Genomic DNA, 14,001 nt, shown 5'->3' on the forward strand with positions numbered 1-14,001 from the left:
GGTCACCTTCGCCGGGTCGGCGCCGTCCAGTCGATATCCGGGCCGGTGGGCACGATCCTGTGCGGATTGATCGTGTCGTGGCTGTAGTAATAGTGCCGGGTGATATGGTCGAAATCGATCGTCCCGGCCACGCCCGGATGCTGATAGAGCGCCCGGGCATAGTCCCAGAGTGCCGGGTAATCGACGATCCGGCGCCGGTTGCATTTGAAATGGCCGTGATAGACGGCATCGAAGCGCACCAATGTGGTGAACAGCCGCCAGTCGGCCTCGGTCAGCCGATCTCCCAGCAGCCAGCGCCGTTCCGTCAGGCGCGCTTCCAGCCAGTCGAGCGTCGCGAAGAGAGGCGCGACCGCGGCGTCATAGGCGGCCTGCGTTGTGGCGAAACCACATTTGTAGACACCGTTGTTGAGCGTGTCATAGATGCGCCCGTTGATCTCGGCGATCTCGTCGCGCAGTTCTTCGGGCCAGTAATCGTCGCGGTTGCCGGTCAGTCCGTCGAAGGCGCTGTTGAACATCCGGATGATTTCGGCGCTCTCGTTCGACACGATGGTTTCGCCGGCCCTGTCCCAGAGCACCGGCACCGTGACCCGGGTCGTGGCATGCGGGTCGGCCCTGACATAGAGGTCGCGCAGGAAGGGCAGGCCATAAAGCCGATCGCCGGTGGCACCGGGATAATCGGTCGAGAAACTCCAGCCGTCGCCCAGCATGTCGGGATGCACGACCGAGACCCCGATCATCTCTTCCAGCCCCTTGATCTTGCGGAAGATCAGCGTCCGGTGCGCCCAGGGGCAGGCCAGGGAGACATAGAGGTGATAGCGTCCCGGTTCCGCCCTGAACCCGGACCTGCCGCTGGGCCCGGCGCTGCCGTCCGCCGTGACCCAGTTGCGGAAGGCCGCGGCGCTGCGCCTGAAAGCGCCGCCCGTAGACCCGGTGTCATACCAGCCGTCATTCCATTTACCGTCGATCAGCTGGCCCATGTTCAACTCCTGTTCGCTGGCCGATCAGTTAGGGCGGGCAGCGGGCCTCTGCCATTCCCCAGCCGGGCACAAGACCTTTGCGTCAGCGCGCAGCCAGGGCCTCGGCGCGGGTCGCGCAACCGTTGAGCGCCTTGATCAGCGACCGTCTCTCGGCCTTGCCGATATCGGCACCGACCTCGGCATCGACCTTGGCGGCAATGCCAAGCGCGGTGCCCAGGGCCAGGGTGCCCTGATCGGTGATCCGGGTCTCGATCACCCGGCGATGCATCGGATGCGCGTTGCGCACCACCCAGCCGCGCGATTCGAAAAGGCTCAGCATGGCGCCGGTGCTTTGCGGCGTCAGTCCGGTCTGGCGTGCCAGTTCGGCCCCGGACATCCCCGGCGCGGCCTCGATCAGAGCAAGCGCGGCCATCTGCGTCGGCGTCATCTCCAGCGGTGCAAGGGCCTGTGTCATCGCCCGCTCCAGTGCATGTTGCGCCCGCCAGAGCGCCATGCCGAACCGGCGGCGGGAACCTAACTTCCTGGAAGATTTCGGAATTTTCTCGGCTGCCATTTGTCCTGATCGCTCCTGAACCAATTATGTCTGGTAAATGATATAAGGTAATTGATGATCTGGACCAACCGACAAACCGGTCTTCAGGCAGGGACCCTTCGCGCAAACGGCCTTCTGTCGGTTTCCGCACTGCGATGCCGCGAATGCCGTTGCATCGGCGCCGGGTGCCGGGCATACCGGGTAGCAGACGAAGCCCCGCGCGGGGCCAGAAAGGTTGGCGGCCATATCCCGACCCGCACCGGGGGGAGAAAGCCGCGTCGTCGGGGGGCGTTGCCCCTTTGGCTCTGGCCGATCCGCGCCCGAATGCCGAAGGATTGACCGATGCGCCTGTTTTCCGCCCTGACTTCTGCCCTGGCCCTGCTGCCGATCTCCGCCCATGCCCACGCCGGCCATATCGTCGAGGCCGCCGGGCATGATCATTGGCTGGCCGCCGGGGCCGTTGCGGCCGCTGCCGCGGTGACGGCTTGGGCCGTGCTTGCGGGCCGGAAGGGGAAACCTGAAACCGGGGCCGAGCCCGAAACGGACGAGACCGAATCCGAAACCGAAAGCGCCTGAGGTGAAGGTCGGGGTCATGATCTGCGGCCACGGCTCGCGCAGCCAGTCGGCGGTGGACGAATTCGCCACGCTGGCACAGGCGCTGCCCGCCTGGCTGCCACCCGATTGGGAAACCGATTACGGCTATCTGGAATTCGCCAATCCGGTGATCCGGGTCGGGCTCGACCGGCTGCGCAAAAAGGGCTGTGACCGGATCGTCGCCGTGCCCGGGATGCTCTTCGCGGCGATGCACGCCAAGAACGACATCCCGACGGTGCTGAACGCCTATGCCGCCGAAAAGGGCATCACGGTCAGCTATGGCCGCGAACTGGGCGTCGATCCCAAGATGATCGCCGCCGCCGGGTCAAGGATCATGGAGACCGTCGAGGCCGCCAACGCGACCGATCCGGTGCCGCTGGAAGAAACCTGCCTGGTGGTCATCGGCCGTGGCGCCTCGGACCCCGACGCCAATGGCAATGTCTCGAAAGTTGCCCGGATGCTCTGGGAAGGCCTGGGTTTCGGCTGGTGCGAGGTGGGCTATTCCGGCGTCACCTTCCCGCTGGTCGAACCCTGCCTGACCCATGTGACCAGGCTGGGTTATCGCCGGGTCGTGGTCTTTCCCTATTTTCTCTTCTCCGGCATCCTGATCGACCGGATCTACGGTTTCACCGATCAGGTGGCCGCAGCCCATCCCGAGATCCAGTTCCTCAAGGCGCCCTATCTGGGCGACCATCCGCAGGTGCTGGAGACCTTTGCCGAGAGGGTGACCGAGCAACTGGGCGAGGTGCCGCCGCCGAACTGTGCGATGTGCAAATACCGGGTGCAGGTGCTGGGCTTCGAGGCCGAGGTCGGCACGCCGCAGGAAAGCCATCACCACCACGTCGAGGGGCAGGGCGCCAGTGCGCCCGGTTCCAACGTGGCCGATTGCAGGCTTTGCGATGATTTCTGCACCGGAGAATGCCGGCTGGAACCGGAGGAGCCGCATGGCCATGCAAGCCACGCCGGCCCGTCGATCTTCCACGATCACGGCGACGGCAAGGCGCACTGGCACCCGCCAGCCGAGGCTTCCGGCCACGCGCCGCAGCACGGACATATGCATGGCCACGGGCATCAGCACGGCAGCTATCCGCATGCGAAACACCCGTTGGGGCCGGAATCCGCGCGAAAGCCGAAGCCGTGAGCAGGGGCGCGGGGGCAAGACGATCGGTCGCGCCCGGCAAGGGGGTAGCCGCATGCGCCCCTATCTGAAGGACCCGGCCGCGATCTATGCCGCCTCTTTCGCGACGGTGCGGGCCGAGGCGCGGCTCGATCGGTTTCCGGGCCGGATGGAGGCCATGGCCGTGCGGCTGATCCATGCCTGCGGCGAGGTCGGCATCGCCGACCGGCTGGCCTTCTCGGAAGGGGCGGTCGAGGCCGGGGCGGCGGCGCTGGCCTCGGGGGCGCCGGTGCTCTGCGATTGCCGGATGGTTGCCGCCGGGGTGATCGCGCGCAGCCTGCCCGCGGCAAATGAACTGCTGGTGACGCTGAACGATCCCGCGGTGCCCGATCTTGCGGCGCAGCTCGGGACGACGCGCTCGGCGGCGGCGGTGGACCTGTGGCGCGACCGGATCGAGGGCGCCATCGTGGCGATCGGCAACGCCCCCACGGCGCTGTTCCATCTGCTCGGCCGGCTGGACGAGGGCTGGCCCCGCCCGGCGCTGATCCTCGGATTCCCGGTCGGCTTCGTCGGGGCGGCGGAATCGAAGGCCGAACTGGCCACCAATCCGCGCGGCTGCAACTATGTCGCCCTGAAGGGGCGGCGCGGCGGCTCGGCCCTGGCGGCGGCGGCGGTGAATGCCCTGGCCGCCGGTCTGCCGGGCGAATCCTCCCAAACGGATCGGACAGACGCATGAGCACCCCCTGGCTGCATATCGTCGGCATTGGCGAAGACGGCATGGACGGCCTTTCCCCGACCGCCCGCGCCGTGGTCGAAAGCGCCGAGGTGATCGTCGGCGGCGACCGGCATCATCGGCTGTCCGACAACGTCCGGGCCGAGCGTATCGCCTGGCCCTCGCCCTTCGATGCGGTGATCCACCTGTTGGAACGGCACCGCGGCAAGCGGCTGGTGGTGCTGGCCACCGGCGATCCGCTCTGGTTCTCGGTCGGCGCGAAGATCGTGCGGGCCCTGGGCGAGGACGCCATCACCTTCCACCCGCAGCTTTCGGCCTTTCAGCTGGCGGCGGCGCGGATGGGCTGGTCTCTGGCCGATCTCGAGACCCTGACCGTGCATGGCCGGCCGGTGGCGCAGATGATCCCCTATATCCAGCCCGACGCCCGGCTGCTGATCCTGACTACCGGCGCCGAGACCCCGGCCGAGATTGCCTGTTTCCTGACCGAGCGGGGCTATGGCGACAGCCGCATGGTGGTGTTCTCGGCGATGGGCGGTCCGGACGAGGCGCGGGCCGAGGCGCGGGCGAAGGACTGGAAGGCGCAGGTCTCTTCCTTCAACACGCTGGCGGTCGAATGCATCGCCGGTCCCGGGGCGCAGGTCTTTTCGCGGGTGCCCGGCCTGCCGGATGCGGCCTATGCCCATGACGGCAAGATGACCAAGCAGGAGGTCCGCGCGATCACCCTGGCGCGGCTGATGCCGATGCGCGGCGCATTGCTGTGGGATATCGGCGCCGGCTGCGGTTCGGTCGGGGTCGAGTGGATGCGTGCTGCCCCGGATGCCCGCGCCATCGGGCTGGAACCGGACCCGGGCCGCCGGGCTCTGGCGGCGCAGAATGCGGCGCAGCTGGGGACGCCCCGCTTCGACCTGCGCGACGCCACCGCGCCCGAGGGCCTGGCCAACCTGCCCGCGCCGGATGCCGTCTTCATCGGAGGCGGGCTGAGCACCGAGACCGCCGAAGCCGCCCTTGCCGCGCTGCGACCGCATGGCCGCCTGGTTGCCAATGCGGTGACGCTGGAAAGCGAATCCCTGCTGCTGGCCCTGCAGGCCCGGCTGGGCGGCGACCTCACCCGCCTCGCGATCACCCGCGCCGCCCCGGTCGGCAGCCTCACAGGCTGGCGGCCGATGATGCCGGTGACGCAATGGAGCCTGACAAAGCGATGAGCGGCACGCTCTATGGTGTCGGCCTCGGCCCGGGTGATCCCGAGTTGATGACGCTGAAGGCGGCCCGGCTGATCGAGACGGCGCGGGTCGTCGCCTATCCGATGCTGGAGGGCACGCCCAGCTTTGCCCGGCAGATCGCGGCGGGGCGGATCGCCCCCGATGCCCGGGAAATCGCGATGCCGGTGCCGATGCGGCTCGAACGCGGCCCGGCGCAGGCGGCCTATGACGCCGGGGCTCAGGCCATCGCCCAGGTGCTGGACACCGGTCAGGACGTAACCTGCCTCTGCGAAGGCGACCCGTTCTTCTATGGCTCCTTCATGTATCTCTACGCCCGTCTTGCACCCCGCTACCGGGTCGAGGTGGTGCCCGGCGTCACCTCGCTGACCGCCGCCGCCACGCGGGCCGGGCGGCCGCTGGCGGCGCGGAACGAGGTGGTCACGGTGCTTCCCGGCCCGCTTCCGGACGCCGAACTGGAGGCCAGGATCGACATGGCCGAAACCGTCGCGGTGCTGAAGCTCGGTCGCCATGCCGGCCGGGTCCGCGATCTGGCGGCGCGCAGGGGCTGGCTGGACCAATCGGTCTATATCGGCCACGCGACGCTGCCGAAAGAACATCTCTGCCCGCTGAGACAGGCCCCGGATCGGGCGCCCTACTTCTCGCTGGCCCTGATCTGCAAGGTAACCGATCCGTGGCTGTAAACCCCGTTGTCATTGCGCTGTCACAAGGCAGAGAAGCCACCGCGCAGGCCGTCGCCACGGCCATCGGCGGCATCGTGCATGGCCGCGAAGGCAGGGTAGACCAATCGGTCTACACCTTCCCGGATGCCCTGGCGCATATCCGCGATCTCTTCGCCGCCGGGGTGCCGGTGGTGGGGGTCTGCGCCTCGGGCATCCTGATCCGTGCGGTGGCGCCTCTGCTTTCGGACAAGCGCAGTGAACCGCCCGTGGTCTCGGTCTCGGAGGACGGGCGCATGGTGGTGCCGCTGCTGGGCGGGCATCGCGGCGCCAACCGGCTGGCGACGCGAATCGCCGAGGCTCTGGGCGGCACCGCGGCGCTGACCACGGCGGGTGAGGTCAGCCTCGGACTGGCGCTGGACGAACCGCCCGAAGGCTGGGTGCTGGAGAACCCCGACAATGCCAAGGCGGCGATGGCGGGGGTGCTGGCGAGTGGCGGCGCCCATGTCGATGGTGACGAGGCGGCCAAGGCCGGATGGCTCGCCGATCTGCCCTCGGTGGAAGGCGTCGATCTGATCTGCACCACTGAACCCTGGTCGGTCAGCAAGCCGACCACGCTGGTCTTCCGCCCGCAACGCGCTGCCCTTGGCGTCGGCTGTTCGCGCGACTGCCCGGCCGACGAGTTGATTGCGCTGGTCGATGGGCTGCTGGCCGAGGCCGAACTGGCCCCCAAGGCCCTGAAGGGCATCTACACGCTTGATCTCAAGGGCGACGAACCGGCGATGCTGGCGCTGGCCCGGCACCTGGACCTACCCCTGCGGCTGTTCACCGCCGATGAGCTCGAAGCCGAGACCCCGCGGCTGGAAACCCCGTCCGAAGTGGTCTTTGCCGAGGTCGGTTGCCATGGTGTCAGCGAAGCGGCGGCTCTGGCCGGAGCAGGGCCGGACGCGATCCTGGGCCATCCCAAGATCAAGACGGCCCATGCCACGGCGGCGCTGGCCATGGCGCCGCAGCCGATCACCGAGCTCAGGGGCCGGTCGCGCGGGCGGCTCTCGATCGTCGGGATCGGACCGGGGCAGGCCTCGTGGCGCACCCCGGAGGTCTCGCAACTGGTTGCGGCGGCCGAGGAACTGGTCGGCTACTCGCTCTATCTCGACCTGCTGGGCCCCCTCGCCGCCGGCAAGCCCCGCGCGGACTTTCCGCTGGGCGGCGAAGAGGATCGCTGCCGTTACGCGCTGGAACGCGCCGCCGAGGGGCGCGAGGTGGCGCTGGTGTGCTCGGGCGACGCGGGCATCTACGCCATGGCGGCGCTGGTCTTCGAACTGCTGGACCGCGCCCCCGACAAGGGCGGGGTCAGCCGCGCCGCGCGGCCGGTGGAGATCGTCTGCTCGCCCGGCGTATCGGCCCTGCAGGGCGCCGCGGCGCGGGCCGGGGCGCCGTTGGGGCATGACTTCTGCACCATTTCGCTGTCGGACCTGCTGACCCCGCGTGACGACATCCTGCGTCGGGTCCGCGCGGCGGCCGAGGGCGATTTCGTCATCGCCTTCTACAATCCGGTGTCCAGGACCCGCCGCACCCTGCTGGCAGAGGCACGCGACATTCTGGCCGGGGCCCGACCCGGCGCCCCGGTGATGCTGGCGAGCAACCTGGGACGGCCGAAGGAGGCCGTCCGATACCTTCGGATCGAGGAGTTGCAGGTGGATGACGTGGACATGCTGACGGTGGTTCTGGTCGGCTCCAGCGCCTCGCGCCTGATCCGGCTGCCGGATGGCGACCGTATCTATACCCCGCGCGGCTACGCGAAGAAGCTGGCGACAGGGGAGGCAGGCACATGACCGTCTGGTTTGTCGGCGCCGGTCCGGGCGACCCCGAGCTTCTGACCCGCAAGGCGGAACGGATCATCAGTTCTTGTCCGGTCTGCCTCTATGCCGGCTCGCTGGTGCCGCCGGAAGTGGTCGCCATCGCCCCCGAAGGCGCAAGGGTGCTGGACACCGCGCCGATGACGCTGGATCAGACCCATGCCGAGATCGTCGCCGCCCATGCCAGGGGGCAGGACGTGGCGCGGGTGCATTCCGGCGATCCCTCGCTCTATGGCGCGATTGCCGAGCAGATCCGGCGGCTGCGTGCCGAGGGCATCGACTATCGGATCGTGCCCGGCGTGCCCGCCTATGCGGCAGCGGCGGCGGCCCTGGGGCAGGAGCTGACGATCCCCGAGATCGCCCAGAGCATCGTCCTGACCCGGGTGGCGATGAAATCCTCGTCGATGCCGCCCGGCGAGACGCTGGAGAATTTCGCCCGCACCGGCGCCACGCTGGCGATCCATCTTGGCGTCCGGGCGCTGCTCGAGATCGAGCGGCAACTGGTGCCCTTCTACGGCCCGACCTGCCCGGTGGTGATCGCCTATCGGGTCGGCTGGCCGGATCAGAAGCTGATTCGCACCGATCTGACCGAGATGCGGGCCGCGGCGCGGGCCGAGAAGATCACCCGCACCGCCCTGATCCTGGTCGGCCCGGCCCTGGGCGAGGTGACGGAGTTCCGCGATTCGGCGCTCTATGACGCCAGCATCCCGCATGTGCTGCGGCCCAAGGTGGCCAAGGGCTGAGACGGCTGCGCGGCCCGGTTCCGACCGGCCTCCGGCCCCGGGCTTGCGGACAGATGGCCCGTGCGTCGGAAAACTGTTTCCGAATCTTCACTTGACGGAAGCGCGCCATGCTTCATCTTGGTCCCCCGGGAGCAATGGCGGAAATTCAGGGGGACGCGGGCCGATGTCCGACTTCTTGCCAAGAGAAGTGCGTGAGGGGCTGGAGATGGCGCGCAAGCGTGATCTGGCCAGAAAGAGCCGCCTGCGGGTGGTGGTGGACGATCAGATCTATCCGGTCCGCCGGTTCTGGGACGACGGGTTTTCGCTGGATGCTGATGGCGCCCCCTATCTGCGCGGGCTGGTGGATCTCTATGACGGATCGCGGCATCTCTACACCTGCCTGATCGTTGCTTCGGAAGAGGCGTCCGGCGAGATGATCTATGAGTTCAAGCGCCACACCGCCGCGGTGGACAAGCCGCCGCGCGATTTCTATGTCGAGGAAGACGCACCGGTCGCACTGATCGGACGGCGCTGACCCGGCACCGGAAGCAACCGGTCTCATCCTTCTTGCCCGGCCCCGGGCCGGTGGCTGCCCGTCAGGCCGGTGGCGCTACCGCCTGCCAGATCTGGATCGGGTTGCCCTCCGGGTCCTCGAACCTTGCGAAGGTCCCGTTCGGATGTGTCCCTTCATCCGTCACCCGGGTTCCCGCCGCTTCGACCTGCGCCACCATGGCGGCCAGGTCGCGGACCCGGAGATTCACCATCCATTGCTGTTCGGGGCGGCCGAAATACCCGGTATCCGCCGCAAAGGGCGCATAGACGGTCTCGCCTGCCTCCTGCGTCCAGCAGGGCTGGTCATAGTCGGACGGTACCGGGTTGATGCCCAGAACGGCCTCGTACCATTCGGACAGGGCCTTCGGGTCGCGGGCGCGGAAGAACAGACCCCCGATCCCCAATACACGTTCGGTCATGGTCTGATCTCCACGGTCGTGCCGATGGGCGTGACGCGCCACAGCGTTTCGATCCTGTCATTCGTGAGCGCGATGCAACCCGCTGTCCAGTCCCCCGGCAGCATGAAGCCCGGCGGCATCGCGTTCGGCTGGCCATGAAAGAAGATGTCGCCACCGGGCGAGACCCCGGCCGCCTGCGCCGCCGCGCGGTCCTCGGGCCGGGGATAGTCGATGCCCAGCGACAGGTGAAATGCCGAGCCCGGGTTGCGCCGGTCGATCCGGAATCGCCCCTCGGGCGTCTTGCCGTCGCCTTCGCGTTCCTTGCTCCCCTCGGGCGCAAAGCCAAGGGCGACGGGCCAGACCGCCACCGGCCGGCCCTTCTGATAGAGCACCATCAGCCGCGCGCTCTTGTCGACCACGATCCGGTCGATCTGCCCCTCGATCGGCGGCTGCGGCGGAAGCGGGATGCTGCCGAAGCTCAGCCAGAGGAGCAGGATCAGGATCATTGCAGGTCGGCAAACGCCTTTTGCAGGCGCTCGACAGCCTCGATCACGCGCGACCGCTGGGTCGCGAAGTTGAAGCGCAGGAAGGTCTCGCCGCCGGCCCCGAAGGGTTCGCCGTAGTTGACGGCGATCCTTGCCTGCTTCTCGACCCGTGCCAGAACCTCGTCGCGCGACATGCCGGTGCCCGAGTAATCGACCCAGGACAGGTAGGTGGCCTCCAGCGGCATCGAGGCCAGCCCGGGAATCGCGTTGATCCCGTCATCCATAATGCGCCGGTTGCCGTCGAGATAGGTCACCAGTTCATCGACCCAGGCCGCGCCCTCGGGCGAATAGGCGGCGGTCGCCATGTGCATTCCGAAGGAGTTCGGCGAAATGCCCAGGGCATTCAGCCTGGCGCTGAACGCCTCGCGCAGGGTCTCGTCCGGCACGATGACATTGCCGATATGGCTGCCGGCGATATTGAAGGTCTTGGTGGTCGCGCTCATCATCACGATCCGGTCCAGCGCCTCGGGGGCGGCGACGGTCATCGGGATGTGCTTCTGCCCCGGATAGACCAGGTCGTGATGGATTTCGTCCGAGACCAGGATCAGGTCGTGCCGCTTGCAGAAGGCGGCGATGCCCTTCAACTCCCCGGCCGTCCAGACCCTGCCGCCAGGGTTGTGCGGCGAGCAGAGGATGAACATCCGCTCATGGCCCTTCATCTGAGCGTCCCAGGCGCTGAAATCGGGGACATAGCGGTTGCCCTCGCGGGCGAGCTGGCATTCGACCACCTCGCGCCCACAGCCGCGGATGATCCGCGAAAAGGCGTGATAGACCGGGGTCATCAGGATCACCCCGTCGCCCGGTTTGCTCCAGGTCTCGACACAGACCGCGGTGCCGTTGACCAGCCCGTGCGTGGTGAAGATCGCGTCGGTGTCCAGGGTCCAGCCGTGACGGGTCTTCATCCACCAGGCGATGGCGGCGCGATTGTCCGAGTCATCGCCGTAATAGCCATAGATTCCATGATCGAGCATCTTCTTCAGCGCGTTCTGAACGCAGGCCGGCGGCCGGAAGTCCATGTCGGCGACCCACATCGGAATGCCATCGACGGGCGACACGCCGTAGAGCGCTTCCATCTTGTCCCATTTCGCCGAATGGGTTCCGCGGCGGTCGATGATCTCGTCGAAATTCATGGGCTATGTCCTTGATTCTGCGCCCGGCACGCTACTAGGGATTCCGGCGGGGTGCAAAGGTCCCGGCTCGTCGGATTCGCGCTGGCCCGCTTGCGGGAAGACCACGGATCACGGGCTGCGGGCGGCGCCGATTGACAGTGCGTGGCGCGCACGGGAAGGTTGTATCGGGGGCAGGTTCGGGGACGACGCATGGAAATCACGATGACATACGAGCGGCCCGAAGAGGGCCCCGGAAGCGGTCCGATCACCATCGGCTGGTTCCGCGACAGCGACAAGGGCGGGGTGATCTACGACCCGCCCGAACGCCTGAGCTTCCGTCAGACCAACAAGGCCCATGCCAAGAGCGCCAGCCGCTGCCCGGCGGTGATCCAGATGGAAAGCCGCTATTTCGTCATCAAATGCCCCTTCGACATCCACCTGGGCTTCACCCGCGACGACAAGGGCCAACCGGTGCTGATCAACAGGGCCGGGATCCGGTCGTCGGTTCGCGGCTCGAAACTGGGCGAAAAGCTCAAGCTGGTGTCCGAGGCCGAGTGGCGCTATCCCGACCGGCCGACGATCCAGCTGATGCTGCCCTATGTCTTCATCGCCGACGAGCCGGTCTATGTGACTCAGCTCGGCGCCTTCGCGCATTACCGCCCCGACCCGCTGCCCGGCACGATCTTTGGCGGCCGCTTCCCGATCAACCTCTGGCCACGGCCGCTGATGTGGGCCTTCGAATGGCACGAGCCCGACAAGGACATCGTCCTGAAACGGGGCGAACCGCTGTTCTACTGCCAGTTCGAAGGCGACCGGCCCGAACGTCCGGTCACGCTGGTCGAGGCCGAGAAGACGCCCGAGCTGCTGGCCTACATGGACCATATCTCGGGCGCGGTGAACTATGTGAACCAGACCTTCAGCCTGTTCCAGAAGGCCGAAGAGGCGCGGCCCGCGGTGCTGTTGAAGCCGAAGGTGAAGGGGTAGCGGCGGACCGGCAGCCCCTCTGCCCGCGTCCCCTGGCGTTCAGAACTCCACCCCGGCCTGCGCCTTCACGCCCGAGCGGAACGGATGCTTGATCAGCTCCATCTCGGTCACCAGGTCGGCGGCCTCGATCAGCGCCTCGGCGGCATTGCGGCCGGTCAGCACCACATGGGTGGTCGGCGGCTTCTCGGCCTGCAGGAAGGCGACCACATCCGCCACCGACACGTAGTCATAACGCATCGCGATGTTGATCTCGTCCAGCAGCACCATGCGGTTCGCCGGGTCGCGGATCAGTTCCTTGGCCTTTTCCCAGGCCTTGCCCGCCATCTCGATGTCACGGGCCTTGTCCTGGGTCTCCCAGGTAAAGCCTTCGCCCATGGTGTGAAACTCGCAGAGGTCCGAGAAGTTCTCGGTGATCAGCGTCCGCTCGCCGGTCTCCATCCCGCCCTTGATGAACTGTACCACGGCGCAATGCATCCCGTGCGCGATGGTGCGGAAGATCATCCCGAAGGCGGCCGAGGACTTGCCCTTGCCCTTGCCGGTGTGAACGATGATCAGCCCCTTCTCGGCCGTCTTGGTGGCCATGATCTTGTCGCGGGCGGCCTTCTTCTTGGCCATCTTCTCGGCATGTCGGGTATCGTCGGTCATCCTGTCCTCACATCTGCCAGTGGATCGCCAGCGGCGCCAAAGTGGCGGTGGCCGGAGCGTTCCGCCCCATGCCGATGCCCGCAAGGGCCCCGGCGGTTTCTTGTTCCCGAAGAGCCCGCGCCAGGCCGACCACCGGCCCGGGCACGCTCTGGTGGCGGGCAATCACCTTTCCCGGCAAGGGGAACGCCGGAAGGGTCGTCGATCCGGGATCATGCAGCCTCCGCCGCCGACCCTACAGCGGCAGCAAGGCACTGCAAGACCTCGCGTCGATTAAGGTCTCGTTAACCTTGCTGGAGTGATGCTGCGCCATGCATCGACTCATCCGCCTCCTGCCCCTCGCGCTGCTGCTGAACGCCTGCGACAGCCCCTCGCCCGCCGTCGCTCGCTGGGACCGCGCCACGATCCGGGCCGGCGGCATGACCTTCGGCGTGCATTGGAACGGTCGCCGGGCCGAGGCCTACCGGACCTCGAAACATCTCTATCCGCATCTGTCCGAGGTCATGGCCAATGCCGTGGTGGCGATCGAGCAGGTCTCGGGCTGCAGGGTCCGGCCGGGCTCGCTGGGCGGCGATGCGGCGATCGTCACCGCTGCGCTTGTCTGTCCTGCTGCTGTCGCGGCGGCGGGCTGACCGGCCGCCGGAAGGTCAGGCTGGTCGGCTGGGCATAGCCCGGATGGGCGGTTTCGCCGATCACCGAAAACCCCAGGGCCACGAATGTGGCATGGTTGTCGATCAGCTCGATCCGGGTCTGCAATTCCAGCCAGGGCAGGTTCAGTGCCCGTGCCCGTTCCTCGGCCAGGTCGGTCAGCCGCCGCGCCAGGCCCTTGCCACGGGCCGAGGTCGCCACGGCTAGCTTGCCGATGTAGAGGCTGTCCGGTCCCGGCGTCAGGATGAAGGCCGCGACCGGGGGCGTCCCGATGGCCCAGATCTCGCCTTCCGCCGCATGGCGGCTCAATGTCTCGGCGGTCATCCGGTGGATCGACGACGGCGGGTCCACCCGGCCGTCCATATAGGCGAAGGCCCCCTGCATCAGCACCAGCACCGACCCCAGATCGGGATCGCCGGGCATCAGGCGCCGCACCGGATCCGTCGCGGCAGATGATTGGCGGTGGTCGGCCAGGTCAGACGCTCCTCGGGATCAAGATGGATTGTCGGGATGCCACCGGGGAACGCTCTTTCGATGGCATGATGCCGACAACTGCGCGTCGCCGTCCCCGGCCAAGCGCACCACAGCCGCCCAGGCAATGGCCCGTTGTCTCCATCACCGTCCCCCGATTCGCATCGAATGGTCGCGTCACGAAAGCGTGACGTCAATCAGACTCTGGTCGGAACACCGGCTTCGGCCACCTGACGCCTGCG

The 14,001-nt window shown here is 67.6% G+C and carries 18 protein-coding genes; 10 read left to right on the plus strand and 8 right to left on the minus strand.

Going from position 1 to position 14,001, the window contains the following annotated elements; translation table 11 throughout:
- Window positions 1-2: 2 nt before the first annotated feature.
- Both NUW50_RS10920 and NUW50_RS10925 read right to left on the minus strand, forming a co-directional pair.
- A complete protein-coding gene (locus tag NUW50_RS10920; RefSeq protein WP_258289140.1) occupies window positions 3-977 on the minus strand; it encodes a glutathione S-transferase family protein in 975 nt (324 codons plus the stop codon).
- Window positions 978-1,059: 82 nt separating this feature from the next.
- Window positions 1,060-1,431, minus strand: a complete 372-nt coding sequence (locus tag NUW50_RS10925; protein ID WP_258289141.1) for a MarR family winged helix-turn-helix transcriptional regulator — start codon at window positions 1,429-1,431, stop codon at window positions 1,060-1,062.
- Between the two features lie 420 nt (window positions 1,432-1,851).
- Between NUW50_RS10925 and NUW50_RS10930 the strand changes: the two genes are divergently transcribed.
- The 8 genes from NUW50_RS10930 to NUW50_RS10965 all read left to right on the plus strand — a co-directional run bounded on the left by NUW50_RS10930 (window position 1,852) and on the right by NUW50_RS10965 (window position 8,945).
- On the plus strand, window positions 1,852-2,085 hold the full coding sequence (locus NUW50_RS10930; RefSeq protein WP_258289142.1) for a DUF6732 family protein: 234 nt from the start codon (window positions 1,852-1,854) through the stop codon (window positions 2,083-2,085).
- A 16-nt stretch (window positions 2,086-2,101) separates the two neighbouring features.
- The gene (locus NUW50_RS10935) at window positions 2,102-3,244 is read left to right on the plus strand and encodes a sirohydrochlorin chelatase (protein ID WP_258289319.1); all 1,143 of its coding nucleotides are present in this window, start codon (window positions 2,102-2,104) and stop codon (window positions 3,242-3,244) included.
- Between the two features lie 52 nt (window positions 3,245-3,296).
- On the plus strand, window positions 3,297-3,956 hold the full coding sequence (locus NUW50_RS10940) for a precorrin-8X methylmutase (protein ID WP_258289143.1): 660 nt from the start codon (window positions 3,297-3,299) through the stop codon (window positions 3,954-3,956).
- A complete protein-coding gene (gene cbiE / locus NUW50_RS10945; RefSeq protein WP_258289144.1) occupies window positions 3,953-5,155 on the plus strand; it encodes a precorrin-6y C5,15-methyltransferase (decarboxylating) subunit CbiE in 1,203 nt (400 codons plus the stop codon). The genes NUW50_RS10940 and cbiE overlap by 4 nt, the downstream gene beginning before the upstream one ends.
- Window positions 5,152-5,853, plus strand: coding sequence for a precorrin-2 C(20)-methyltransferase (cobI, locus tag NUW50_RS10950; protein ID WP_258289320.1), 702 nt, complete (start codon window positions 5,152-5,154; stop codon window positions 5,851-5,853). Before cbiE ends, cobI begins: the two co-directional genes overlap by 4 nt.
- The gene (gene cobJ, locus NUW50_RS10955; RefSeq protein ID WP_258289145.1) at window positions 5,844-7,664 is read left to right on the plus strand and encodes a precorrin-3B C(17)-methyltransferase; all 1,821 of its coding nucleotides are present in this window, start codon (window positions 5,844-5,846) and stop codon (window positions 7,662-7,664) included. The genes cobI and cobJ overlap by 10 nt, the downstream gene beginning before the upstream one ends.
- Window positions 7,661-8,431, plus strand: coding sequence for a precorrin-4 C(11)-methyltransferase (gene cobM, locus NUW50_RS10960; RefSeq protein ID WP_258289146.1), 771 nt, complete (start codon window positions 7,661-7,663; stop codon window positions 8,429-8,431). Before cobJ ends, cobM begins: the two co-directional genes overlap by 4 nt.
- A gap of 163 nt (window positions 8,432-8,594) precedes the next feature.
- The gene (locus NUW50_RS10965) at window positions 8,595-8,945 is read left to right on the plus strand and encodes a hypothetical protein (protein ID WP_258289147.1); all 351 of its coding nucleotides are present in this window, start codon (window positions 8,595-8,597) and stop codon (window positions 8,943-8,945) included.
- A gap of 61 nt (window positions 8,946-9,006) precedes the next feature.
- Here the strand turns inward: NUW50_RS10965 and NUW50_RS10970 are convergent, their stop codons facing one another.
- Genes NUW50_RS10970 through NUW50_RS10980 form a run of 3 tightly spaced genes read right to left on the minus strand, consistent with a single transcriptional unit; the run spans window position 9,007 to window position 11,035 of the window.
- Complete coding sequence (locus NUW50_RS10970; protein WP_258289148.1) at window positions 9,007-9,381, minus strand: VOC family protein; 375 nt, start codon at window positions 9,379-9,381, stop codon at window positions 9,007-9,009.
- Window positions 9,378-9,866 (minus strand): L,D-transpeptidase family protein, encoded by a 489-nt coding sequence (locus tag NUW50_RS10975; RefSeq protein WP_258289149.1) that lies wholly within the window; start codon window positions 9,864-9,866, stop codon window positions 9,378-9,380. Before NUW50_RS10975 ends, NUW50_RS10970 begins: the two co-directional genes overlap by 4 nt.
- A complete protein-coding gene (locus tag NUW50_RS10980) occupies window positions 9,863-11,035 on the minus strand; it encodes a MalY/PatB family protein (RefSeq protein WP_258289150.1) in 1,173 nt (390 codons plus the stop codon). The genes NUW50_RS10975 and NUW50_RS10980 overlap by 4 nt, the downstream gene beginning before the upstream one ends.
- A gap of 201 nt (window positions 11,036-11,236) precedes the next feature.
- Here NUW50_RS10980 and NUW50_RS10985 point away from each other — a divergent pair, with 201 nt between their 5' ends.
- Window positions 11,237-11,998, plus strand: coding sequence for a hypothetical protein (locus NUW50_RS10985; protein WP_443135101.1), 762 nt, complete (start codon window positions 11,237-11,239; stop codon window positions 11,996-11,998).
- Window positions 11,999-12,037: 39 nt separating this feature from the next.
- On the opposite strand, the gene cobO is transcribed toward NUW50_RS10985, so the two are convergent.
- The gene (cobO, locus tag NUW50_RS10990; RefSeq protein WP_258289152.1) at window positions 12,038-12,643 is read right to left on the minus strand and encodes a cob(I)yrinic acid a,c-diamide adenosyltransferase; all 606 of its coding nucleotides are present in this window, start codon (window positions 12,641-12,643) and stop codon (window positions 12,038-12,040) included.
- 7 nt (window positions 12,644-12,650) lie between these two features.
- Entirely contained in the window at window positions 12,651-12,821 is a 171-nt protein-coding gene (locus NUW50_RS10995) for a hypothetical protein (RefSeq protein ID WP_338001353.1), read from the minus strand.
- 130 nt (window positions 12,822-12,951) lie between these two features.
- Between NUW50_RS10995 and NUW50_RS11000 the strand changes: the two genes are divergently transcribed.
- A complete protein-coding gene (locus NUW50_RS11000) occupies window positions 12,952-13,272 on the plus strand; it encodes a hypothetical protein (protein WP_258289153.1) in 321 nt (106 codons plus the stop codon).
- Here the strand turns inward: NUW50_RS11000 and NUW50_RS11005 are convergent.
- Window positions 13,226-13,711: a GNAT family N-acetyltransferase gene (locus NUW50_RS11005; RefSeq protein ID WP_258289154.1), complete on the minus strand. Its 486-nt coding sequence runs from the start codon at window positions 13,709-13,711 to the stop codon at window positions 13,226-13,228. The two genes, NUW50_RS11000 and NUW50_RS11005, sit on opposite strands and share 47 nt — an antisense overlap.
- Window positions 13,712-14,001 lie beyond the last annotated feature (290 nt).

Source organism: Frigidibacter sp. ROC022, from assembly GCF_024723735.1.
In the GTDB taxonomy this organism is placed as follows: domain Bacteria; phylum Pseudomonadota; class Alphaproteobacteria; order Rhodobacterales; family Rhodobacteraceae; genus SLM-1.

Coding starts and splice junctions, on each gene's coding strand:
- NUW50_RS10965 (WP_258289147.1), top strand. CDS start 8,595: ATGTCCGACTTCTTGCCAAGAGAAGTGCGTGAGGGGCTGGAGATGGCG.
- NUW50_RS10925 (WP_258289141.1), bottom strand. CDS start 1,431: ATGACACAGGCCCTTGCACCGCTGGAGATGACGCCGACGCAGATGGCC.
- NUW50_RS10975 (WP_258289149.1), bottom strand. CDS start 9,866: ATGATCCTGATCCTGCTCCTCTGGCTGAGCTTCGGCAGCATCCCGCTT.
- cobI (WP_258289320.1), top strand. CDS start 5,152: ATGAGCGGCACGCTCTATGGTGTCGGCCTCGGCCCGGGTGATCCCGAG.
- NUW50_RS10985 (WP_443135101.1), top strand. CDS start 11,237: ATGACATACGAGCGGCCCGAAGAGGGCCCCGGAAGCGGTCCGATCACC.
- NUW50_RS11000 (WP_258289153.1), top strand. CDS start 12,952: ATGCATCGACTCATCCGCCTCCTGCCCCTCGCGCTGCTGCTGAACGCC.
- NUW50_RS10930 (WP_258289142.1), top strand. CDS start 1,852: ATGCGCCTGTTTTCCGCCCTGACTTCTGCCCTGGCCCTGCTGCCGATC.
- NUW50_RS10970 (WP_258289148.1), bottom strand. CDS start 9,381: ATGACCGAACGTGTATTGGGGATCGGGGGTCTGTTCTTCCGCGCCCGC.
- cobM (WP_258289146.1), top strand. CDS start 7,661: ATGACCGTCTGGTTTGTCGGCGCCGGTCCGGGCGACCCCGAGCTTCTG.
- NUW50_RS10935 (WP_258289319.1), top strand. CDS start 2,102: ATGATCTGCGGCCACGGCTCGCGCAGCCAGTCGGCGGTGGACGAATTC.
- cobO (WP_258289152.1), bottom strand. CDS start 12,643: ATGACCGACGATACCCGACATGCCGAGAAGATGGCCAAGAAGAAGGCC.
- NUW50_RS10920 (WP_258289140.1), bottom strand. CDS start 977: ATGGGCCAGCTGATCGACGGTAAATGGAATGACGGCTGGTATGACACC.
- NUW50_RS10980 (WP_258289150.1), bottom strand. CDS start 11,035: ATGAATTTCGACGAGATCATCGACCGCCGCGGAACCCATTCGGCGAAA.
- NUW50_RS10940 (WP_258289143.1), top strand. CDS start 3,297: ATGCGCCCCTATCTGAAGGACCCGGCCGCGATCTATGCCGCCTCTTTC.
- NUW50_RS11005 (WP_258289154.1), bottom strand. CDS start 13,711: ATGCCCGGCGATCCCGATCTGGGGTCGGTGCTGGTGCTGATGCAGGGG.
- cbiE (WP_258289144.1), top strand. CDS start 3,953: ATGAGCACCCCCTGGCTGCATATCGTCGGCATTGGCGAAGACGGCATG.